The organism is Altererythrobacter aquiaggeris (assembly GCF_037154015.1).
Taxonomy (GTDB): domain Bacteria; phylum Pseudomonadota; class Alphaproteobacteria; order Sphingomonadales; family Sphingomonadaceae; genus Aestuarierythrobacter; species Aestuarierythrobacter aquiaggeris.
On the sequence record NZ_JBANRL010000001.1, the window covers coordinates 678,688 to 698,729 of the forward strand.

Sequence of the window (20,042 nt, forward strand, 5' to 3'; positions counted from 1 at the left end):
GGATATCCTTGGTATGCGCACTGCGCGCATAGTCGGCGCCGCGTTAGCCGACAAGTTTTTACGGTGGGATGAACAGCGCTGTGGTGCAAATAATCCACACATTGTTCTCCATCGGACACAGACGAGATTAGAGTCTTGTGCAATGCAGCATGATAGTGCAATATTCTTTCAGATTCGGATAGGTTCACACATTAAAACGATGTGATCACCGGGTTTGCAGGTGGGACGAAGCGCCAATCCTAAACAAGGAATTCTCATGCTTACGTCCACTCGCAGCTTTTCAGCTGCATCCGCATTTTCTTTGGCTTCGGCTTTCGCTGTGCTGGCAACGCCAGCTTTGGCTCAAGATACAGATATTCCAAGCGACATCGAAGTGTCCGGCAACGTAGCAGTTGTCACTGATTACCGTTTTCGCGGTGTTTCGCTGTCAGCAGGTGACCCGGCAGTTCAGGGCGGCATCGATGTTGTTCACTCCAGCGGCTTTTATGTCGGAACCTGGGGCTCATCGATCGACGGGGGCCCGCTTTACGGCGAGTTGGAGCTGGATTTGTACGGCGGTTGGAGCGGTGATGTTGCAGAGGGCGTGACGCTCGACGTCGGTGTCCTTTACTACGCCTATCCTGCGAATGACTTCGGTCCTGCCGAATATTATGAACCCTATGCTTCGATTGCTACGCAATTCGGTCCACTCGCGGCAAAACTTGGCGTGGCATATGCGCCTGACCAGCAATCGCTCGGCGACCAGGACAATCTGTACGTTTACACCGATTTTGAAGTCGGGCTTCCAACCACACCGATAACCCTCAGCGCGCATGTCGGGTACACCGATGGCGTGCTGGCACCCGATCTTCTGGGCGGCGGCACGGATGATAGCGGATTTGATTATTCGATTGGTGCAAGTGCGACAGTTCTGGGGGGGCTTGGAATTGGTGTACAGTACATTGCCACCGATGGGGTGAGCGTCAACGGCCTCACCGATGATGCTGTTGTCGGGACACTGTCCTTCAGTTTCTGATCGCTGACATCAAGCTGAAGGGGGCTGCGCTATCATGGTAGCGCAGCCCCCTTTTTTATGGTCAACGGGATAAAAATAATTCCGGCCAGAGGATGCCAACGATGACAAAGTTTCTTCATGCGATGATCCGGGTTTCTGACCCCGAGGCAACTGTCGCCTTTTTCAACCTGATCGGTCTGGAAGAAGTCCGCCGGTCCGAAGTGCAACAGGGTCGTTTCACGCTGATCTTCCTGGCTGCTCCCGGCCAAGCGGATATTGCCGAAGTGGAGTTGACGTATAACTGGCCGCCCGAAGACGGCAGTGAACCGGAAAAGTACACCTTCGGGCGGAATTTTGGCCATCTCGCTTATCGGGTCGATAATATTTACGAAACCTGCCGACGGTTAATGGATGCCGGGGTGATTATTAACAGACCTCCTCGTGACGGGCACATGGCATTTATACGTTCGCCTGACGGCATTTCCGTTGAACTGCTGCAAGACGGCAACTTGCCGCCTCAAGAACCTTGGGCAAGCATGGAAAATACCGGAGAATGGTGAAGCGGGGTAACCGCCTGTAATGCCTCAGGCGTCGCTGGCATCCTTGAATTCTTCAGGGTGCGTGGTTGTCATCCTCAAGATTGCATAACCCAAAACCGCCGATACAAAAGATCCCATCAGAATGCCGATCTTCGCCTCGTCGATCAACTCTCGGTAATCCGGGAAGGCCAGTTCGCCAATAAATAGCGACATGGTGAAACCGATCCCGCAAAGGACGGAAATACCCCATATTTCAGGCCAACTGGCGTTTTCGGGGCGTTTTGCAAATCCGATTTTATCGGCAATCCAGATACAGGAGAAAATCCCGATTTGTTTGCCAAATACGAGACCGGCAGCGATAGCCATCGGTAGCGAAGCGAACACCCCTGCCATGCCCAACCCGCCGAGTTCGACACCGGCATTCGCGAAACCGAATACGGGAACGATCAAATAGGCACTCCACGGAGCAAGACCGTGCTCGAGCTTTTCCAGCATCCGTGTGCCGTCACGCCGTTTGAGTGGAATTGTAAAGGCGGCCACCACGCCCGCGATCGTTGCATGCACGCCGGAGTTGAGCACCGCAAACCACAGACAAATAGCAAACAGGATATAAATCCAGATATTGTCCACTTTCATCCGGTTCAGTCCGATCAGAACCCCAAGAATGACAAGCGATACGACAAGCCACATCAGTTTGATGTTCGCGGTGTAAAATACCGCAATTATCATTACCGCACCGATATCATCAACTATTGCAACGGTAAGCAGGAACAGCCGCAAAGATCTGGGTACGCGGTCACCCAGCAGGCCCAGCACGCCCATCGCGAAGGCGATATCTGTGGCCGCGGGTATCGCCCAGCCGCGAACCGCCGGATATTCGGTTCCGGCAACCATGAGAAACACCAGAGCCGGTGCTGCCATGCCCGCAATGGCCGCGATTGCCGGCAACCGGCGCTGTTCGGGCGTCGATAGCTGGCCCACCATCAATTCACGTTTTACTTCCAATCCAACGACGAAGAAAAATATCGCCATCAACCCGTCATTGATCCAGAGATGGAGTGTATCAAGCTTGAAATCCCAGCCGAATTTTCCGTGAAACAATTCATGGTATTCGTAAGCCAGCGGTGAATTTGCGGCCACCATTGCGGCCGCCGCCACTAAAATCAGCAGGATGCCAGCCGAAGCGTCACCAACGAAAAGGGCACGGACGGGCGCTATCGCAACACGAAGAATTTTTGGAGTAGCCATATTCTATTCCTTTTTCGCAATTGTCTGCCCGTTGCAAGTGTTCATCCGGTTCGATACACCGCCAATAAGTCGCAAGAGGAATTTCAAAGGTGTCGCTAGGCGGATTCTCGCCATTGGAGATGCTGGGTCTGGTCCAGCACGAGTTGCTTCTGTTTGCGGCGGTGTTTTTTGTTATCGGCGCGGTCGACGAATTTGCGGTCGATTTATGCTGGATTTGGCTCAAGTTGACCGGCCGCGTCAGAACCACGCGTCTCCCCGCCGATTTTGCCGAAAATACACAGCTGATGGGCGTATGCGCCGTGTTCATTCCCGCTTGGCAAGAACACGGGGTAATCGGCACGACAGTGTCCCATGCGCTGGCCGTTTGGGCCCAGCCCGAACTCCGACTTTATGTCGGGTGTTATCGTAACGATACACAGACGATTGCTGCCGTTATCAAGGCTGGCGGCGGCGATACGAGGCTGCGGATCGTTATTCATGACAAGGCCGGTCCGACTACCAAGGCAGATTGCCTCAATCGGCTTTATCGCGCCTTATGTGATGACGAGGCCCGATCCGGCGAGCGCGCGCATATGGTGGTAATGCATGATGCCGAAGATATGGTCGATCCGGTTGGCCTGCCGTTACTTGACAGGGCGACACGGGTTGCAGACCTCGTCCAGCTACCCGTATTGCCGATCCCGCAGGGCCGCTCAAGGTGGATTGGCAGCCATTACTGCGAGGAATTTGCCGAAGCGCACGCCAAAGGGATGGTCGTAAGGGACGCTATCGGTGCTGCGATCCCTTCAGCCGGAGTTGGCTGCGCTATGGCAAGATCGATATTGGATCGTCTTGCAGCCGACGGCGCAGGGGACATGCCATTTGCTGCTGAGTGTCTTACGGAAGATTACGAGCTTGGCCTCCGCATTGCAGAACTTGGCGGGACGACGCGGTTCATTCGGGTGCGTTCGGCAGATGGCCGCCTGATCGCAACGCGCGCCTGTTTCCCCCATCAGTTGGGCGCAGCGGTGCGCCAGAAGACCCGCTGGGTGCTGGGCATCGCGTTTCAGGGTTGGGACCGGCTGGGGTGGAAAGGGGGCGTGGCCGACTTCTGGATGCGGGTGCGTGACCGGCGTGGACCGTTTACCGCTATTGTTTTGGCATCCGCCTATTTGCTGCTGGTGCTCAGCACAGTTGGGTGGGCGGCTAATCTCGCGGGGATGGGACAACCGATTGCGATTTCACCGCTCCTCGAAATGTTGTTGATCATCAATTTTGCCAGCTTTGCATGGCGCGCCGCCGCGCGCTTCTCGTTTGCCGCAAACGAATATGGGCTGGTAGAGGGGCTTCGCGCGGTCTTCCGGATACCGATAACAAATATCATTGCAATTATGGCCGGGCGGCGCGCGCTCGTGGCCTATTTCCTGTCACTTCGCGGGGCAGTGCAAGTTTGGGACAAGACTACCCATGACGCCCACCCCGCACTCGAATACTTGGACAAGCCTGTTTTAGCCGAGGCTTCCGCATGAGGGCGGCAGCGGTTCAATCGAGGCGACGAGGGCAGCCGCTGCTAATCCTGATGTTGCTGGTCGCCGGTTGGAGTGCGGCGAGGATAGCGATGTGGGAATCCCCCTTTCCGGCCATTCGAGCGCTTGCCGAAACGGCAATTCCCGATCTGGTTGCCGCAGCGCCCGCTGACGCCGCAGCCGGCTTGCGCACAGAGGTCGAGCCGGAGCCGACCCTTGTATCTCGCCGGAAAGCTGCCGGATCATATGCACTGCCCGCGGGCACTGAGCACACTGATCGTAACAATCTGATCAGCCCGCCCGGACGCGTCGATGTGTTTCGCGTGGGCACGTCGCCTACGTTGGCGGCCGGCAACCAGCTACTTTGGCTGGCTGCCATGACGACCCTGCCGATGGCTCCAGAAACCGCCGCTTTGATTGGTCGGAAATCTGATCCGCAAATTGATGCAAATCTGAACAGCAGCGTTCCGACCGGAACGGTGTCGCGGTGGGGTATGGACGGATGGATATTTTTCCGGGCCAACCACGTCGCCAGCCCTTTGCTGGGGGCAAGTCCAGCGGCATACGGGTCAAGCCAATTTGGTGCGGTTGTGCGTTACCGGATTGCCCAAAACAGTCCCCGCGCACCGCAAGCGTATGTGCGCACCACATCGGCAATCAATATCAGACAACGCGAAGTTGCTGCCGGGCTATCGGCAAGGCCTGTCGCTTCGGTGCCGTTGCGCCTTGCAGGTGAAATCCGGCTCTCTGATAATGGGGCGGGTACGGAAACCCGACCAGCGGTCTTTGCACATAGTGAACTGCCGGCGATAAATCTGCCGTTAGGTTTGCGCGCGGAAGGATACGCCCAGGGTGGTTATGTCGGCGGACGTTTCGCCACTGCATTCATAGATGGCCAAGCAGTGGCAACGCGCCAATTGGCCGACTTCGATCTCGGCTCCATCCGGGCCGGAGCCGGAGTGTGGGCAGGCGCCCAGCGAGGGGCCGCTCGTATCGATGCCGGACCAACTGCCGGCATGGATGTTAGGGTTGGAGCGGCAACTGCGCGAATTTCAGTCGACTACCGTGTAAAGATAGCCGGCAACGCCGAACCCGAATCCGGCGTGGCAGTCACTCTTGCCACCGGATATTGATCGGTCTGCGCATTACCATGCCGCTTTGATGTAGCGCGCTGCTCGGCTAGGCGTGACGTGATGGACGTCTATCTCCCAATCGCGAATCTGTCAGTCAACGGGCTGGTCATTGTCGCGTTGGGCGGGATCACCGGGATTTTGTCCGGACTGTTCGGGGTAGGCGGCGGTTTCTTGACCACGCCGTTGCTTATATTTTACGGCATTCCGCCGACAGTCGCCGCTGCCTCAGCCACTACGCAGGTAACCGGAGCGAGCGTATCTGGCGCTATCGCGCATCACAAACGTAACGGTGTCGATGCGAAGATCGGGCTCGTCATGGTTGCAGGGGGGACGATTGGCGCATTGATCGGAGCGGTACTTTTCCGGTTCTTCCAGTCGCTGGGCCAGATCGATGTGATGATCAGCATACTTTATGTCGTGATGCTGGGCACGATCGGTACACTGATGGGCCGTGAAGCGTTGCAATCGATCAATGCCGTCAAAAGCGGCGGCAAGCCCCGCGCGATGCGACGCCGCCATCACCCGCTGGTTGCCGCCCTTCCGTATCGCTGGCGGTTTTACAGCTCGGGCCTTTACATCAGTCCGATTGCGCCGCTCTTGCTGGGTGTTGTCGTCGGAATTCTGACCATGTTAATGGGCGTGGGCGGAGGTTTTATCCTGGTACCTGCGATGCTGTACATTCTTGGCATGAGCGCCAATGTGGTTGTGGGCACATCGCTGTTTCAAATTCTGTTTGTGACCATGGTTACGACCATGATGCATGCGCTGACAACCAAGGCAGTCGATATCGTACTGGCGGGCCTGTTGCTGCTGGGTTCCGTCATGGGGGCACAGGTCGGTTCGAAACTGGCGCTCAAAGCGAAGCCCGAAATGCTCCGGCTGGTGCTGGCGGCGATTGTGCTGGCCGTTGCGCTGCGGATGGCATTCGGGCTTGGAGTGCAGCCGAGCGAGATTTTTACGGTGAGCCCGATATGATCCGGCTTTTCGCCCTGATGGCCCTGGCTTTTGCGTTGATTGGCGCGCGCGATCCGATTTTGGTGCCCGAAGTGTCGCAGCACGAAGTGCAGGTCAGGCAGGGGTTCACAGGAACCGAACTATTGCTGTTCGGCGCAGTGCTCGATCCCGATGGCCGGGCTGGCCGGGATTATGACATTGTCGTGGTTCTAAAGGGACCCGCAGAACCGATACGGGTACGAGAGAAGAAAAAAGTTGCCGGAATGTGGATTAACGCAGACAGCACCGCATTCCGTTCCGCACCATCATTTTTTGCAGTGGTTTCTTCGCGTCCGGTACCCGAAATTGTTGATGAGAAAACAGCTGCAATTTACGAATTGGGCCTCGACTTCGTCCAATTGTCGCCGACAGGCGAAATAGACCCGGAAGAACAGCTGAAATTCTCCGAAGGTTTGACCGGGATGCGCGCGCGTGCAGGCCTTTACAAAGAGGAATTTGGCGGGGTTCAGATCAGCGAGCAGGTGCTCTATCAGGCCCGCATTTCGCTGCCGTCCAATGTGCAGACCGGAACCTACACCGCTGAAACATTTGCCATTACCCGCGGCCGCGTCATCGCATCAGCGGTATCCGAAATAGAAGTGCGTAAAGTCGGCTTTGACGCTTTGGTGGAAGTCTTCGCAGAAAAACAGAGCCTGTTTTACGGATTGCTCGCGGTCGCCCTCTCGGTTCTGATGGGCTGGATGGCGGGCCGCCTGTTCGCGATGGTCTAGCGGTCCGATCCGTTGACCCGATCTTAACCCTACCGCGGCTAGTAGTCGAAGTAAGGATTTTGCGAGGTTTAAGCGAACATATGACCGATATGGGAAAACAGTCTTTCCAGACATTCGACCCTGCTCAGGAACCCGGGGCCATTTCGCTCAACGAAGAAAGCGCGTTTGCGGAATCCGCCGGCAGCATCAACGGAAAGCAGCCGATCGGTGTGGTGCTGGAAATTTCAGGTTCGGGATCGCAAATCGCACTCGATCTTCAACGTCTCAACGAATGTATGGAGGATGCTGATCCGTCGATAGCTTTGGCCGGTCAGGTCGGTAGCCAGATCAAGATCCGGGTAGGCAACAACTGGCTGCTGGCAAACGTCCGCAATCAGAAGCAGGACCGCCGCGAGGGCGGCGGCGTGCTCGCCAATATTGATTTCCTTGGCGAAGGACAGGAAGAAAAGCTCACCGGAAAAATCCACAGTTTCCGGCGCGGTGTAACCCGTTACCCCGTCCCCGGTGCGATGATTTTTCCTGCCACGACCGAAGACCTCAAGCAGATCTATGCCAGCGACGGGCGGGCGAACGTGCAAATCGGCACGGTCTATCCCACCAAAGATATTCGGGCAGGCCTGTACATTGATGCCATGCTCGGCAAACACTTCGCGCTGCTGGGTTCGACCGGTACCGGTAAATCAACCAGTGCCGCATTGATTTTGCACAGGATCTGTCAGGCAGCGCCCGAAGGCCACATTGTGATGATCGACCCGCACGGGGAATATTCGGCGGCCTTCAAAACCACCGGAATGATTTTTGACGTCGGCAATCTTGCGATGCCCTATTGGCTGATGAACTTCGAAGAACATTGTGAAATTATGCTGACATCTTCGGGTAATGACCGTCAGGAAGACTCAGAAATTCTTTCCCGCTGTCTGTTGGCTGCACGCTTCAAGAACCGTCTGGCGGAAGGCATGGGTAAGATTACCGTCGATTCGCCGATCCCCTATCTGTTGTCTGATCTCACGACCGAAATCATGAATCAGATGGGGAAGCTGGACAAGGCAACCAGCAGTGCACCATTCATGCGGATCCGTAGTAAGATCGAGGAGCTGAAAAGTGATCCGCGCTATCAATTCATGTTCTCGGGAATGCTGGTTGGCGACACCATGTCCGAGTTCATTTCAAAGATTTTCCGGCTGCCAAGTGCCGGAAAACCAATTTCGATAATCGACGTGTCCGGCGTTCCGTCGGATATTACTTCGACTGTCGTTGCTGTGCTGAGCCGATTGGTTTTCGATTATGCCATCTGGAGCCGTGAAGAAAAAACGCGCCCGATCCTGCTCGTTTGCGAGGAGGCGCACCGCTATGTCCCGAACGAGAAAAACTCCGACGATTCTTCCGTCGGCCGAATTCTCAGCCGTATCGCCAAGGAAGGCCGCAAATACGGGATTTCGCTCGGATTGATCACGCAGAGGCCCTCGGACCTCGCCGAAGGTGTGTTGTCGCAGTGCGGCACAATCCTTTCGATGCGGCTCAACAACGACCGTGACCAGGCATTTGTCCGCAGCGCCATGCCGGAGGGTGCCCGCGGGTTCCTCGATTCAATTCCGGCGCTTCGTAACCGCGAGGTTATAATCTGCGGCGAGGGTGTCTCGATACCCATCAGGGTAAGTTTCGACACTCTGGAAGAATCCAAGCGTCCGGCATCGGAAGATCCCAGCTTCACCGAATTGTGGAGAGAGAGCGGCGGTGAAGAAGAGGCCGTTGCGCGAACCGTTCAAAGGTGGCGCGCGCAAGGGCGTTGATTACGTGCCCCGCGTGTCCCCGAACAAGTGGATATGCAAGCGATCGCTAAGTTGGAAACCGTGCTGCAAGCACTCACCAACCAGCCATTTTTCCCTGGCGCGCAGAGCTTCGCTGTCGGTGCCCTCGGGCATCAGGAACACCTGCGATCTGGGTATAGCGTGTTCTGACACCAGGTCCGCGACTTCAGCCACATCCGCCGGTCGAGCGACTACGAATTTGAAAAAGGCGCGCGGTTCGGCAGCGTAATGCTCCAGCCGTTCGGCGATCAGCGCCAATTCGGCCGGGTTGCCGCTATGGGCCAGTTTCGGGCTGACATTATATTGGTCAATCCGGATATCGAGGCGGGATGGAGCGCTGGTGGTCCCGTTGGTTTCGACTTCCACCGTCATGTCGGGCAGCAACTCCAGCAGCGCGGCGAGGCCGGGGGCCTGCAATAGCGGTTCCCCTCCGGTTATGATTAGTCGCCGTTGGCCCAGATCGGTGATCCGGCGGGCCACATCTGCTTCGTCCAACGTTACCTGATTGGCTTTTCGGTCAAATGTTTCGGTGCTGCGATGCGGGCGATTGTCGCCTTCAAAGTGCCACGTATAGGCAGTGTCACACCACACGCAGGCCAGGTTGCAGCGCGACAGGCGGATGAAGGTGCAGGGCGCCCCAGCCGAGGGGCCTTCGCCCTGTACCGAGGCGAAGATTTCCGGCTCACCGGGCGTGGTGGTGGCGAGGGTCAAAGCCATCAGCCGCCGGTCCCGACATCTTCTATGCCGGCCTCGATGGTCCCTACCGCCAGAGCGACGCCTCGACCGAATGCTTCGGGGGCAGAAAGTTCGATCTCGAAATAACCGCCCACATAGGCTGAAATCGCCTCGAATTCCGTCGCGCTAGCGGTTAAATCCTTGGCCGCCATCGCCTCGACAATGCGCGCTGCCCATTTCGGCCAGTCACGGTAAAGGTTGGCCAACACAGCTACCGCGCCTTGCTGATCTTCTTCGCAAGCAGACACGGACACCAGATGGCCGTGCCAGTCCCCCTCGGCGACCAATCCGGACATACCGGGCTTGGCCATCAGGTTGAACCCGGGAGGTCCCTTGGCGTCAGCCATGCATCACCCGAGCCGTTGCAATGCCGCCATCAGCCGCTCCGCTTCAGCAGAATGATGCGCAAAATCAGTCTTTGCCTTTTCGACCGCCTCGGGCTTGGCCCGTTCGACGAAATTCGCATTGCCGAGCCGCCCTTCGAGCGATTTGGCTTCCTTCGATGAGGCCTCCAAGGCTTTGGCCAGCCGGGACTTTTCGGCTTCGATATCGACCAAGCCGCCGAGCGGCACTACGAAAATATCTGCGCCCACGCCGATCTGCATCGCTGCGCCGCCGGGGGCCGGGTTGAAGTGAACCGCGCTGATCCGGGCGATCCGTTCGATAGCTGGCTGGCTGCCCGCGATCACCGTTTTTGCGGCGGCCGATGGCGCGGCCAGATAGGCTTCCAGCTTCGCTCCGGGCGGAATGCCCAATTCGTTCTTTGCTCCGCGCATGGCTCTGGTCAGCGCGATCAGCCATTCGACTTCGGCCTTGGCCTCGGCATCCACCGATGCGCCCGGTTCGGGCCATTTGGCAGTGATTAGCGGGTAATGCGCGCGGTCGCCCCCGATTTGACCTTGGGCGTGCCACAATTCTTCGGTGATGAACGGCATGAAGGGGTGGAGCATGACCAGAATCTGGTCGAGCACCCATCCGGCCACCGCCTTGGTTTCCTCGTCAAAGTTGCCTTTGATCAGTTCGATGTACCAGTCGCAGAAATTGTCCCACACGAAGTGATAGATCGCGTTTGCCGCCGCATCGAAGCGCAGATCGGCCAGCGCCTTGTCCAGTGCCGCCAGCGTTTCGACGACCTCACCGATGATCCAGCGATTAACCGCGCCGGTGGCCACGGGGGCCTCCAGCGTGGTCGATGCGCCGATGCCGTTGGACTGGCAGAACCGCGCCGCATTCCACAGCTTGGTCGCAAAGTTGCGGTAACCCTCGACGCGGCTGTTATCCATTTTGATGTCGCGGCCCTGGCTTTCCATCGCGGCCATGAAGAACCGCAGCGCGTCCGCACCATACTGGTCGATCAGGCCTAGCGGATCGACGACGTTGCCCTTGGACTTGGACATTTTCGCGCCGTCTGCCGCACGCACCAGCCCGTGCAGATACAGCCGCGGCCACGGGTTCCGACCGGTCAGATGGCTACCCATCATCATCATCCGGGCATCCCAGAAGAACAGGATATCGAACCCGGAAATCAGCAGGTTGTTGGGATAATGCTGCTTGAACAGTTCGGCGTTTTCGTCCGGCCAACCGAGTGTCGCAAAAGGCCATAGTGCGGAGGAAAACCAGGTGTCGAGAACGTCTTCATCTCGATAGATCGGAATCGAGCCAGAAAGTCCGATCCCTTCTGATATAAGATACTTGGGAACATCTGATCTAGGAGGAAATCCGGCCGCGTCGCTTGCGTTCGCAGAAACATAAATTTTGTCGCGGTTAACGCCGTAATATGTAGCCGCGAGTGCCTTCGCTTCTTCTTCGGTTTCGGCTACAAAGCTAGGCTTTTCAATTCCTGAAATTTCCTGATGAACAACTTCTAATCCATCTTCAGTTTTCCTCGGCCCATACCAGGCCGGTATCTGGTGCCCCCACCAAAGCTGGCGCGATACACACCACGGCTGGATATTCTCCATCCAGTTGAAAAAGGTCTTCTCCCAGCTTTTCGGGACGATTTCGACTCCGCCACTACGAACAGCTTCAATCGGCTTTTTCGCCAAAGTCTCGGCATCGACATACCATTGATCGGTCAGCCACGGTTCGATCACCACGCCGCCGCGGTCGCCGAATGGCGTGGCGATTGTGCGCGGTTCGGCGTCCAGTTCGACCTCTTCGCCTTTTTTCGTTTTGGTTAAGTGCGGGATCAGCAAGCCTGCTTCCTTCAGCCGCCGGATTACCAGTTCGCGCGCGCCATCCACGCCGTCACGTTTGAAACGGTGCAGGCCGAGAAATTCTTCAGGCACCAGCTTGTCTGCGGTCTGGCAAACATTTGCCTCACCATCGAGCACATTGAGCATGTCGCCCGGCGCAAAGCCCGCGCGTTTTCCGACATCGAAATCGTTAAAATCATGACCCGGGGTAATCTTGACCGCGCCGCTGCCCAATTCAGGATCGGCGTGTTCGTCGGCCACAATAGGCACGCGGCGACCCGTAAGCGGCAGCACCACATATTTTCCGACAACGCTGGCATAACGCGCATCGTCCGGATGCACGGCAACCGCCATATCGGCGAGCATGGTCTCGGGCCGCGTGGTCGCAACCTGGATGAAATCGCGCCCGTCGCCGAGCTTGACGCCGTCTTCCAGCGGATATTTGAAGTGCCAGAAACTGCCTTTCAGGTCCTGCGTTTCAACCTCCAGATCGCTGATCGCGGTTTTCAGTTTCGGATCCCAGTTTACCAGCCGTTTGTCACGGTAGATCAGGCCCTGTTCGTGCAGTTTCACGAAAACCTTTGACACAGCATCGCTGAAATGCGGGTCCATAGTGAACTGCTCGCGGCTCCAGTCCATCGAACAGCCGAGGCGGCGCAGCTGGTTGGTTATCTCCCCGCCGCTTTCCTCTTTCCATTCCCAGACTTTCTCGATGAAATCCTCGCGCGAATAATTGGTGCGTTTGTCCTGCCGTGCCTCCATCTGACGCTCGACCACCATCTGTGTGGCAATCCCGGCATGATCTGTACCTACGACCCACAGCGCATCCTTGCCACGCATGCGTTCGTATCGGATCATGATATCCTGAAGCGTGTTATCCAGCGCATGGCCGATGTGCAGGCTGCCCGTTACATTCGGCGGCGGATTGACGATAGTGAACGGCTCCGCATCGGGGCGGACGGGACGATAAAGCCCTTCCGTCTCCCAGTGAAGGCGCCATTTTGCTTCGATTGAAGCGGGATCGAATGTGGTATCAAGATTGCCTGTCATATCGTCTGCGCCTTTGCCAGCGAGGCGGTGCGCGTGCAAGCGCCGCCACGTAAGGCCTCATGCAATTTGTCGGTAAGTGCTTGTAGCGTGCCGGATTTGCCCGCATAGACGACTGATGCATCCGGGGGCCGAATATTCACTGGACGAAACCGCCGACGGCGGACCCAGGCTGGTATTCTCCGGTCCCCTGCTGCTGTCTACGGTTGGCGAAATTGCGCATGATATCCGCAATTTGGCTGGGCCATTGTCGCAAATCGACATCAGCGGCGTAACCGACATCGATACGGTCGGCGCATGGACAGCCTCCGATATCGCGGCCCGGCATGATGCCGTGATAATTGGCGCAGACAGCCGTGCCGAACGATTGATCGAAGCGGTCAAATCGTCGCGTAACGAGGCGCCAATCCGGCCCGCGCGAACGCCCGTGATCGAACGCGTTCCCCTGGCCGTGGGCGAACGGCTTACAAACTGGTGGTGGGGCTTTCGCAATCTTCTGGGATTCCTCGGCAGCATCATAGTCGCGATTGGCGTGACATTCCGTCATCCCCGGCGGTTCCGCGGGAAGGCATTTGTGCGCCAGATGGAACTGGTGGGCGTATCGTCGCTGGGCATTATCGGGCTGATGAGTTTTCTTATCGGGATTGTGATATCGCAGCAGGGCGCGGTGCAACTTGCCGCTTTCGGGGCAGAGGCGCTGACGGTGAATTTGACCGGGCGCATCTCGCTGCGCGAACTTGGCGTCCTGATGACTGCGATCATGGTGGCGGGCCGGTCCGGTTCTGCATTCGCCGCACAGATCGGCACGATGAAACTGACCGAAGAAGTTGATGCGATGAGAACCATCGGCATTTCTCCGATCGAGGCGCTGGTCCTGCCGCGGATTTTTGCATCGACGGTGATGATGGTCTTGCTCGGGGCATATTCTGCGGGGATGGCGATCGTTGGCGGCGCGTTCATTTCCGACTTGATGTTGGGCATCCCGTTTTTCACTTTTCTAGCCAGAATTCAGGAAGTTGTTCCGACCTATGATTTATGGGTCGGGCTGCTGAAAGCGCCGGTTTTCGGCCTTATCGTGGGTATTGCCGGTTGTTACCAGGGGATGCAGGTGAAGGATAATTCCGAACAGGTCGGCAAACGCACCACAGCAGCCGTGGTGCAGGCGATCTTCATGGTTATCGTGCTCGACGCCTTCTTTGCAGTTTTTTTCACGGAGCTTGGCTGGGCATGACCGAAGAAGGGCACGTCAGGCACACAAAAGGGCAGCGGTTCCGTGACGAACATCCTATTGTCGTACGCGGACTGACCAATCGTTTTGGCTCGCAGGTAGTGCATGAGGACCTTTCACTTGATGTGAAGCGCGGCGAAATTTTGGGCGTAGTTGGCGGGTCGGGGACAGGAAAATCTGTCCTGATGCGCTCGATAATCGGTCTTCAGCAGCCGACCGCCGGCGATATCGATGTTTTCGGAAGGTCGATGACCGATGCGGAACCTGACGAAGAAATCGGTGTTCGCAACCGCTGGGGCGTGCTTTTTCAGGGCGGCGCACTTTTTTCGACTCTTACGGTCGGCGAGAATGTCGAGGTGCCGATACGCCAGTTCTTTCCCGAAATTGACGATGACTTGCGGCGCGAGATTGCCAAATACAAAGTCATCATGTCCGGCCTGCCGGAAGAAGCCACAGCGAAGTTTCCGTCCGAACTGTCGGGCGGGATGCGCAAACGCGCCGGTTTGGCACGGGCGTTGGCGCTGGACCCGGAATTGCTGTTTCTTGATGAGCCGACCGCCGGGCTCGACCCGGTCGGTGCTGCCAAATTTGATCAGCTGACGCGTGAATTGCAGGAAACGCTCGGCCTGACCGTATTTTTGATCACGCATGATCTCGATACATTGTATGAAATTTGTGACCGGGTGGCAGTCCTCGCTGACAGACAGGTAATCGCGGTTGGCACGATCCCGGAACTTCTGGCGCTCGATCACCCGTGGATCCAGGAATATTTCAACGGCCCGCGCGGCCGCGCAGCGAAGGCAAGTCAGGACCGCGACGAGGTTCGCAAGGCAGGGATCCGGGCCGCTGATGCGAGCAAGACATTGGACAAGCCCCCCAAGGCGGGGGCATAAGGACGTAAGTCATGGAAACACGTGCAAATCATGTTTGGGTGGGGGCGGTCACATTGGTGCTGCTTGCGGGGCTGGCCGCCTTTATCATCTGGCTCGCCCGCCTGAACGAGGGCGAGCAGAACGAATATGACGTGTTCTTCAAACAATCTGTCGATGGGCTGGCAACCGGTTCGCAGGTAACCTTTGCCGGTGTTCCCGCGGGTCAGGTCAAGCAGATTGCGCTCTGGCCGACTGATCCCGATTTTGTTCGGGTGCGTCTGAAAATCAACGAAGATATTCCGATCCTTGTCGGTACGACTGCAACTATCCAGGGCAGCTTTACCGGCGTCTCCACCATCCAGCTCGACGGTGCGGTCAAAGGCGCCCAGCCCATTACGTGCGGGTCCGGCGATATTCGCAGAAGTTGCCCGGAGGGTGTGCCCGTCATCCCGCCAAAGCCAGGCGGGCTTGGGGAAATATTGTCCAACGCGCCGCTTTTGCTCGAACGGCTGGCTACGCTGACAGAGCGGTTGTCGCTGGTATTGTCAGACGATAACCAGAATTCGATCGCGGGCATCTTGCGCAATACCAATGCGATGAGCGCAAATCTGGCCGAAGCGACGCCGCAAGTTAAGAATACCATGGCCGAGTTGCAGCTGACTTTGCGCGAATCCGCCGAAGCGCTTGATGCGTTTGAAAAAGTGATGGGCTCCACCGACCAGTTGCTTAACAAGGAAGGTGCATCGCTGGCCACGGAACTCAGGGGAACGCTGAAATCGGCTGATGCGGCCGCCAGGGCGCTGGAAACCACCCTGACTGATGTGCGTCCCGCCACGCGCCAACTTGCGGAAAGCACATTGCCGGCAGCGGAAGCCACTTTGCGCGATTTGCGTGCGACGAGCAAGGCGTTGCGCAGCGTCACGGAAAGTATCGAATCGCAGGGCGCCGGCTCCCTGATTAGCGGGCAGAAGTTGCCCGATTACAAGCCTTGAGGTCCCAGATCATGAACCGCACCCTATCCCGTATTTCTGCCATCGCACTGCTGACCGCACTTGGCGGATGTGTAAGCCTTGGCGGCGCTGATGTGCCGGAAAATCTGCTGACGTTGACCCCTACAAACGCGCTTCCGGCCGGCGCAACCGCTTCGGGAACGATGGCCAACGCCATCGCAATCATCGAACCCAATGCGCCCCAGCGTCTGGATGTAACGCGGGTGCCGGTTCAGGTGACAGATGCAAAAATCGCATATCTGGAAGATGCGGTCTGGGTCGAAAAACCTGCGAAACTGTTCCGGCGTTTGCTGTCAGAAACAATCGCGGCACGGGGCAACCGGCTGGTGATCGACGGTGCCGACCCCGATCTGCCGGCGCAGACGAGGCTTTATGGCACCATGCTCGACATGGGCTACGACGTGCAGACTTCGTCGGTTGTGGTGCGGTATGAAGCCATTCGCGAATTTACCACTGGCGAGATCCAGACGCGGCGCTTTGAAAGCATTGTTCCAGGCATCCCCGCAACCGCAGCGGGGGTGGGACCGGCGCTTAATCAGGCGGCCAATGACGTCGCTGGCCAGATTGCCGACTGGGTGGGGTAGCGCCGATCAGACCCGGGCTTTAGCCAGCGCTGCAAAGCGCACCGCGGCGGTGAAATTGCTTAGCCGTTCGGCCCTGAGTTTCGCGGCCTGTTCATCTTTGCCCCATTGTTCGACCTGCCAATCTTCCTCCAGATTGGCGAGCGCCCATAACGCTTCCGCATCGGCACCATCATCAAGTGCGGCCAGTCCTATGCAAAGTGATGCAGCTAATGATGCGGCAGTCGTCAGTGCAGCCAACGCAAAGTCATCCAGACCTGACAAATGGCGCTTCAGGTTCGCGATAGCGGCTTCGGGCTGCGGCCTGTGCATGAGCCCACTGGTTCGCTCCATCCTGAGACCGTAACTCTCCTCAAACGCGGCCAATACCGGATCCCAGCGCTCAGTCTGCCGCCGGTAAAGCGCGTCGTCGGGGTCCGCACGGTAGCACAGCGTGTCGGTCTCGGCATATTCGAGCAATTTCGCGATTGCCGTTTCGCGGTCTGCTGCGACGATATCGATTGCATAGTCGGATGCATCTCGCAGGGTCAGTCCTCGCGGATCAATTTCGTCACCCTGAATATTCCATTCGGCGGCCATCGCTTCTGCCAGAGCGCGAGCGACGACAATCTGGGCAGCACCGTTGGCGGTTTTGACCGCGCGGCCATCAAGTTCAACCTGCCACCCACCATTTGCATTGCAGACTGCCGCGGATTTGTAGAACCGTTTCATTCCGGCGGGCTCCGCCATCGGCGCGACAGAAATACAGGTAGGATCAGAAATGCGAACAATCCGAGAAACAGCAAACCGTATCCAAGCCCAGGAGGCCAACCGAGACTTCCTGCTACCGTGGCCAGGCCCAAAGCAGCCATCACAGCGCCCGCTATTCTCGCAAAAATTATCACGAAAAATCGGCGCTTTGCGGGGCCGTCATCTGCCGGATTGTTCATCGGGAATCCTTTGTCATGGCCGATAGCTGACTGCCAATCTGGGCGGCATCATCAACGACACAGGTCGCGCCTGCATCGAGCAGTTCATGGGGCGGATGGTAGCCCCACGAAACACCTATCGATCTGACGCGCGCAGCAACGCCGGCCATGATGTCGAAGCTGGTATCGCCAATCATGATGGTATCGCGCCGCTCCGCCTGCGCATCTGCCATGGCTTTATTCAGCATGGCGGGATGAGGTTTCGAGGGGTGCCGGTCTGCCGTTTGTAGGCTGCAAAATAGGTCTGATATCCCGTGTCCGGCAAGGCAGGCTTGCAACCCGCGATCCGATTTGCCCGTCGCAACGGCCAGCGCCCAGCCATCGGCGTGCAAAGCGCGCAGAACCTGTTCGATCCCTTCAAACAGCGGCTCGTGCAAGCGCCCCGCCATGCGGCTGTCGCGGAAGGATTGCTTGTAAGCGTCCACGATCGCTTCCTGAACGGCTGCAGTGAAGTGCGGCGACAGATGACGCACCGCTTGCGGCAGGCTGAGACCGACGATGCGCCGGATTTCGGTGCGCGAAGGGGCTTGTTCGTTTACCTCGGCAAAGGCTGCTTCCATTGCATCGCACACTGCGGCTTGCCCATCGACAAGTGTCCCGTCGCAATCGAATATGGCCAGCCGTACCGTCACGGCGCCAATGTTCGCATCATTTGTGCTATACCGGGGCTGCCTGACGCCTCAAGACCCTTGATAACGTTGGCGCGGTCTGTCGCCGACTGTTTCTGATTGAGCTTGAAGGTCGGTCGCCATGCCTGAATCTCCAGTTCGAAACCGATTATCGCAGACAGCATTTTCCGAAACACGCCTTCATCCATCTTTTCGCGGGACCATGGTATGCCGCCCTGAATCCGGGCTTCCTGTCGTGATGAAAGGTTGTCGAGCAAAGCGATTAGCCCCTCCTGATCCATTCTTCGTACCCGGCCTTCGAGTTCCAGCGCCACATAATTCCACGTCGGAGCCTGGCTCTGGTCCGAATACCAGCGTGGGCTCACATAACCATCGGGTCCGTTTACCGTAACAAGCGCAGTGGCGCCCGTCAGATGTTTGGCCAACGCATTTCCGCGCGCAATATGGAATCGCACAGTCCCGTCACCGGTGGAAATCAGCGGCGTGTGCGCGACACGGGGCCCGTCCGGAGTAGCGGCAAATACCATGCCAAAGCCCACTTCCCCGATCAGCGCCTCGTGCAGTGCGCGGTCATCGTTCCAGTACGCTGGATTGGGATGCATTAAGCGCGGGCTCCCTTGCCTTTGCCTCCGCGCGGGTTGGTTCCGCCGGGCCCGCTTTTCTTGGGGCGTGGTCGGGGCTTGGCCCCTTTTCGGGGAGTTTTGGGAGCGTTATGTGCGGGGCGCGGTCCGGTTTCGGACTTCGTATCGCCGCCGCGGCGCTTGCGTTCGCCGCGCTTGTCTTTGCGAACCTGCTTGGCATGCTGTTTGCCCGCCTGCTTTTGTTCGGTTTTGGTCGGCGGGGGCGGCGTGTCATCGACAAACACCCCGTCCGCCTCGTTAAAGCCCAACTGTTCCATGCTTTGCGCAAAATGTTCGGGTAAAGGTGCTTGAATATCCAGCGGCGTGCCGTCGGGATGTTCAATAATCAACTGGCGGGCATGAAGGTGCATCTTGCGACTGATAGTGCCGGTCAGAAAAGCGTCTTTTCCGCCATATTTTCCATCTCCTACGATCGGATGGCCGATCGCCGCCATATGCACCCGCAACTGATGGGTGCGGCCGGTGAGCGGCTGCAATTCGACCCAGCTGGTGCTGTTTCCCGCACGTTCGATTACGCGGTACCGTGTCTTGGCACTCTGGCCGCCCTTTTCATCGACGTGCATTTTCTCACCGCCGGTGCCCGGCTGTTTTGAAAGCGGGAGATCGATCAAGCCATCATGGATATCGGGAACCCCGACAACCAGCGCCCAATAGATCTTGCGTGCCGTACGACCGGAAAATCGCCGCGAAAAAAACGCGGCGCTTCCCGGTGTAGCCGCAACCAGAAGCACGCCGCTGGTATCCTTATCGAGCCGGTGGACCAGCCGAGGGCGAGGGCCCTTGCCGGTGACGTAGGCGTCCAGTAGACCGTCCACATGATGCTTGGTACCGGTGCCGCCCTGTGTCGCAAGACCCGGGGGTTTGTTAATTACAATCGCGGCCCGATCCCGGTGGATCGCCATTGCGTCGGCTTCGTCCAGTTGTGCGTCAGTCAGTTCCGGCCGGTCTATCGGACCGCTTTTGCTTTCCAACCCGCCCGGCGGGACGCGCAGCACCTGACCCGCGGCCAGCCTGTCTTCCGGCTTTGCGCGGCTGCCATCGATCCGCAGCTGACCGGTGCGTGCCCAGCGTGATACGGTTGCAAAACCGATCTGGGGTAGATTGCGTTTGAACCAGCGGTCCAGCCTAATGCCATCGTCATCGGGGCCGACAGTGAATTGGCGAACTGAATCGGTCATGCGAGGG

Annotated in this window: 19 protein-coding genes; 11 read left to right on the forward strand and 8 right to left on the reverse strand. The window is 57.8% G+C overall.

What is annotated here, in order from left to right; genetic code table 11:
• Positions 1 to 256 precede the first annotated feature (256 nt).
• The gene (locus WFP06_RS03260; RefSeq protein WP_336985811.1) at positions 257 to 1,015 is read left to right on the forward strand and encodes a TorF family putative porin; all 759 of its coding nucleotides are present in this window, start codon (positions 257 to 259) and stop codon (positions 1,013 to 1,015) included.
• 101 nt (positions 1,016 to 1,116) lie between these two features.
• Positions 1,117 to 1,554 carry a VOC family protein gene (locus tag WFP06_RS03265; RefSeq protein ID WP_336985812.1) on the forward strand — a complete coding sequence of 146 codons (438 nt, stop codon included), beginning with the start codon at positions 1,117 to 1,119 and terminating at the stop codon, positions 1,552 to 1,554.
• Between the two features lie 24 nt (positions 1,555 to 1,578).
• On the opposite strand, the gene nhaA is transcribed toward WFP06_RS03265, so the two are convergent.
• Positions 1,579 to 2,781 (reverse strand): Na+/H+ antiporter NhaA, encoded by a 1,203-nt coding sequence (gene nhaA / locus WFP06_RS03270; RefSeq protein WP_336985813.1) that lies wholly within the window; start codon positions 2,779 to 2,781, stop codon positions 1,579 to 1,581.
• Between the two features lie 89 nt (positions 2,782 to 2,870).
• Between nhaA and WFP06_RS03275 the strand changes: the two genes are divergently transcribed.
• The 5 genes from WFP06_RS03275 (at position 2,871) to WFP06_RS03295 (ending at position 8,933) form a co-directional block, all read left to right on the forward strand.
• Positions 2,871 to 4,289 carry a glycosyl transferase family protein gene (locus WFP06_RS03275; RefSeq protein WP_336985814.1) on the forward strand — a complete coding sequence of 473 codons (1,419 nt, stop codon included), beginning with the start codon at positions 2,871 to 2,873 and terminating at the stop codon, positions 4,287 to 4,289.
• An 89-nt stretch (positions 4,290 to 4,378) separates the two neighbouring features.
• Positions 4,379 to 5,419, forward strand: coding sequence for a hypothetical protein (locus tag WFP06_RS03280; protein ID WP_336985815.1), 1,041 nt, complete (start codon positions 4,379 to 4,381; stop codon positions 5,417 to 5,419).
• A gap of 60 nt (positions 5,420 to 5,479) precedes the next feature.
• Positions 5,480 to 6,394 (forward strand): sulfite exporter TauE/SafE family protein, encoded by a 915-nt coding sequence (locus WFP06_RS03285; protein WP_336985816.1) that lies wholly within the window; start codon positions 5,480 to 5,482, stop codon positions 6,392 to 6,394.
• Complete coding sequence (locus WFP06_RS03290; RefSeq protein WP_336985817.1) at positions 6,391 to 7,143, forward strand: TIGR02186 family protein; 753 nt, start codon at positions 6,391 to 6,393, stop codon at positions 7,141 to 7,143. Before WFP06_RS03285 ends, WFP06_RS03290 begins: the two co-directional genes overlap by 4 nt.
• A gap of 80 nt (positions 7,144 to 7,223) precedes the next feature.
• On the forward strand, positions 7,224 to 8,933 hold the full coding sequence (locus WFP06_RS03295; RefSeq protein ID WP_336985818.1) for an ATP-binding protein: 1,710 nt from the start codon (positions 7,224 to 7,226) through the stop codon (positions 8,931 to 8,933).
• Here WFP06_RS03295 and WFP06_RS03300 read toward each other — a convergent pair whose 3' ends face one another.
• Genes WFP06_RS03300 through WFP06_RS03310 form a run of 3 tightly spaced genes read right to left on the reverse strand, consistent with a single transcriptional unit; the run spans position 8,934 to position 12,931 of the window.
• Entirely contained in the window at positions 8,934 to 9,668 is a 735-nt protein-coding gene (locus WFP06_RS03300) for a 7-carboxy-7-deazaguanine synthase QueE (RefSeq protein ID WP_336985819.1), read from the reverse strand.
• Positions 9,668 to 10,033: a hypothetical protein gene (locus tag WFP06_RS03305; RefSeq protein ID WP_336985820.1), complete on the reverse strand. Its 366-nt coding sequence runs from the start codon at positions 10,031 to 10,033 to the stop codon at positions 9,668 to 9,670. The genes WFP06_RS03300 and WFP06_RS03305 overlap by 1 nt, the downstream gene beginning before the upstream one ends.
• Before the next feature lie 3 nt (positions 10,034 to 10,036).
• On the reverse strand, positions 10,037 to 12,931 hold the full coding sequence (locus WFP06_RS03310; protein ID WP_336985821.1) for a valine--tRNA ligase: 2,895 nt from the start codon (positions 12,929 to 12,931) through the stop codon (positions 10,037 to 10,039).
• A gap of 115 nt (positions 12,932 to 13,046) precedes the next feature.
• Here WFP06_RS03310 and WFP06_RS03315 point away from each other — a divergent pair, with 115 nt between their 5' ends.
• Genes WFP06_RS03315 through WFP06_RS03330 form a run of 4 tightly spaced genes read left to right on the forward strand, consistent with a single transcriptional unit; the run spans position 13,047 to position 16,622 of the window.
• Positions 13,047 to 14,159 carry an MlaE family ABC transporter permease gene (locus WFP06_RS03315; RefSeq protein WP_336985822.1) on the forward strand — a complete coding sequence of 371 codons (1,113 nt, stop codon included), beginning with the start codon at positions 13,047 to 13,049 and terminating at the stop codon, positions 14,157 to 14,159.
• Positions 14,156 to 15,049 carry an ABC transporter ATP-binding protein gene (locus tag WFP06_RS03320; protein ID WP_336985823.1) on the forward strand — a complete coding sequence of 298 codons (894 nt, stop codon included), beginning with the start codon at positions 14,156 to 14,158 and terminating at the stop codon, positions 15,047 to 15,049. Before WFP06_RS03315 ends, WFP06_RS03320 begins: the two co-directional genes overlap by 4 nt.
• Positions 15,050 to 15,060: 11 nt before the next feature.
• The gene (locus tag WFP06_RS03325) at positions 15,061 to 16,020 is read left to right on the forward strand and encodes an MlaD family protein (RefSeq protein ID WP_336985824.1); all 960 of its coding nucleotides are present in this window, start codon (positions 15,061 to 15,063) and stop codon (positions 16,018 to 16,020) included.
• Between the two features lie 11 nt (positions 16,021 to 16,031).
• Positions 16,032 to 16,622: an ABC-type transport auxiliary lipoprotein family protein gene (locus WFP06_RS03330; RefSeq protein ID WP_336985825.1), complete on the forward strand. Its 591-nt coding sequence runs from the start codon at positions 16,032 to 16,034 to the stop codon at positions 16,620 to 16,622.
• A 6-nt stretch (positions 16,623 to 16,628) separates the two neighbouring features.
• Here the strand turns inward: WFP06_RS03330 and WFP06_RS03335 are convergent, their stop codons facing one another.
• The 4 genes from WFP06_RS03335 to WFP06_RS03350 all read right to left on the reverse strand — a co-directional run bounded on the left by WFP06_RS03335 (position 16,629) and on the right by WFP06_RS03350 (position 20,035).
• Positions 16,629 to 17,330, reverse strand: coding sequence for an ATP12 family protein (locus tag WFP06_RS03335; RefSeq protein ID WP_336985826.1), 702 nt, complete (start codon positions 17,328 to 17,330; stop codon positions 16,629 to 16,631).
• Between the two features lie 214 nt (positions 17,331 to 17,544).
• Entirely contained in the window at positions 17,545 to 18,219 is a 675-nt protein-coding gene (locus WFP06_RS03340) for an HAD-IA family hydrolase (protein ID WP_336985827.1), read from the reverse strand.
• Positions 18,216 to 18,818: an FMN-binding negative transcriptional regulator gene (locus tag WFP06_RS03345; RefSeq protein WP_336985828.1), complete on the reverse strand. Its 603-nt coding sequence runs from the start codon at positions 18,816 to 18,818 to the stop codon at positions 18,216 to 18,218. The genes WFP06_RS03340 and WFP06_RS03345 overlap by 4 nt, the downstream gene beginning before the upstream one ends.
• Complete coding sequence (locus WFP06_RS03350) at positions 18,818 to 20,035, reverse strand: RluA family pseudouridine synthase (RefSeq protein WP_336985829.1); 1,218 nt, start codon at positions 20,033 to 20,035, stop codon at positions 18,818 to 18,820. Before WFP06_RS03350 ends, WFP06_RS03345 begins: the two co-directional genes overlap by 1 nt.
• Between the last annotated feature and the right edge of the window lie 7 nt (positions 20,036 to 20,042).

What these genes read in the sequence shown, in the direction of transcription:
- WFP06_RS03260 (WP_336985811.1), top strand. Translation starts at nt 257, where the DNA reads ATGCTTACGTCCACTCGCAGCTTTTCAGCTGCATCCGCATTTTCTTTG.
- WFP06_RS03265 (WP_336985812.1), top strand. Translation starts at nt 1,117, where the DNA reads ATGACAAAGTTTCTTCATGCGATGATCCGGGTTTCTGACCCCGAGGCA.
- nhaA (WP_336985813.1), bottom strand. Translation starts at nt 2,781, where the DNA reads ATGGCTACTCCAAAAATTCTTCGTGTTGCGATAGCGCCCGTCCGTGCC.
- WFP06_RS03280 (WP_336985815.1), top strand. Translation starts at nt 4,379, where the DNA reads ATGTGGGAATCCCCCTTTCCGGCCATTCGAGCGCTTGCCGAAACGGCA.
- WFP06_RS03285 (WP_336985816.1), top strand. Translation starts at nt 5,480, where the DNA reads ATGGACGTCTATCTCCCAATCGCGAATCTGTCAGTCAACGGGCTGGTC.
- WFP06_RS03290 (WP_336985817.1), top strand. Translation starts at nt 6,391, where the DNA reads ATGATCCGGCTTTTCGCCCTGATGGCCCTGGCTTTTGCGTTGATTGGC.
- WFP06_RS03295 (WP_336985818.1), top strand. Translation starts at nt 7,224, where the DNA reads ATGACCGATATGGGAAAACAGTCTTTCCAGACATTCGACCCTGCTCAG.
- WFP06_RS03300 (WP_336985819.1), bottom strand. Translation starts at nt 9,668, where the DNA reads ATGGCTTTGACCCTCGCCACCACCACGCCCGGTGAGCCGGAAATCTTC.
- WFP06_RS03305 (WP_336985820.1), bottom strand. Translation starts at nt 10,033, where the DNA reads ATGGCTGACGCCAAGGGACCTCCCGGGTTCAACCTGATGGCCAAGCCC.
- WFP06_RS03310 (WP_336985821.1), bottom strand. Translation starts at nt 12,931, where the DNA reads ATGACAGGCAATCTTGATACCACATTCGATCCCGCTTCAATCGAAGCA.
- WFP06_RS03315 (WP_336985822.1), top strand. Translation starts at nt 13,047, where the DNA reads ATGCATCCGGGGGCCGAATATTCACTGGACGAAACCGCCGACGGCGGA.
- WFP06_RS03320 (WP_336985823.1), top strand. Translation starts at nt 14,156, where the DNA reads ATGACCGAAGAAGGGCACGTCAGGCACACAAAAGGGCAGCGGTTCCGT.
- WFP06_RS03325 (WP_336985824.1), top strand. Translation starts at nt 15,061, where the DNA reads ATGGAAACACGTGCAAATCATGTTTGGGTGGGGGCGGTCACATTGGTG.
- WFP06_RS03330 (WP_336985825.1), top strand. Translation starts at nt 16,032, where the DNA reads ATGAACCGCACCCTATCCCGTATTTCTGCCATCGCACTGCTGACCGCA.
- WFP06_RS03335 (WP_336985826.1), bottom strand. Translation starts at nt 17,330, where the DNA reads ATGAAACGGTTCTACAAATCCGCGGCAGTCTGCAATGCAAATGGTGGG.
- WFP06_RS03345 (WP_336985828.1), bottom strand. Translation starts at nt 18,818, where the DNA reads ATGCATCCCAATCCAGCGTACTGGAACGATGACCGCGCACTGCACGAG.
- WFP06_RS03350 (WP_336985829.1), bottom strand. Translation starts at nt 20,035, where the DNA reads ATGACCGATTCAGTTCGCCAATTCACTGTCGGCCCCGATGACGATGGC.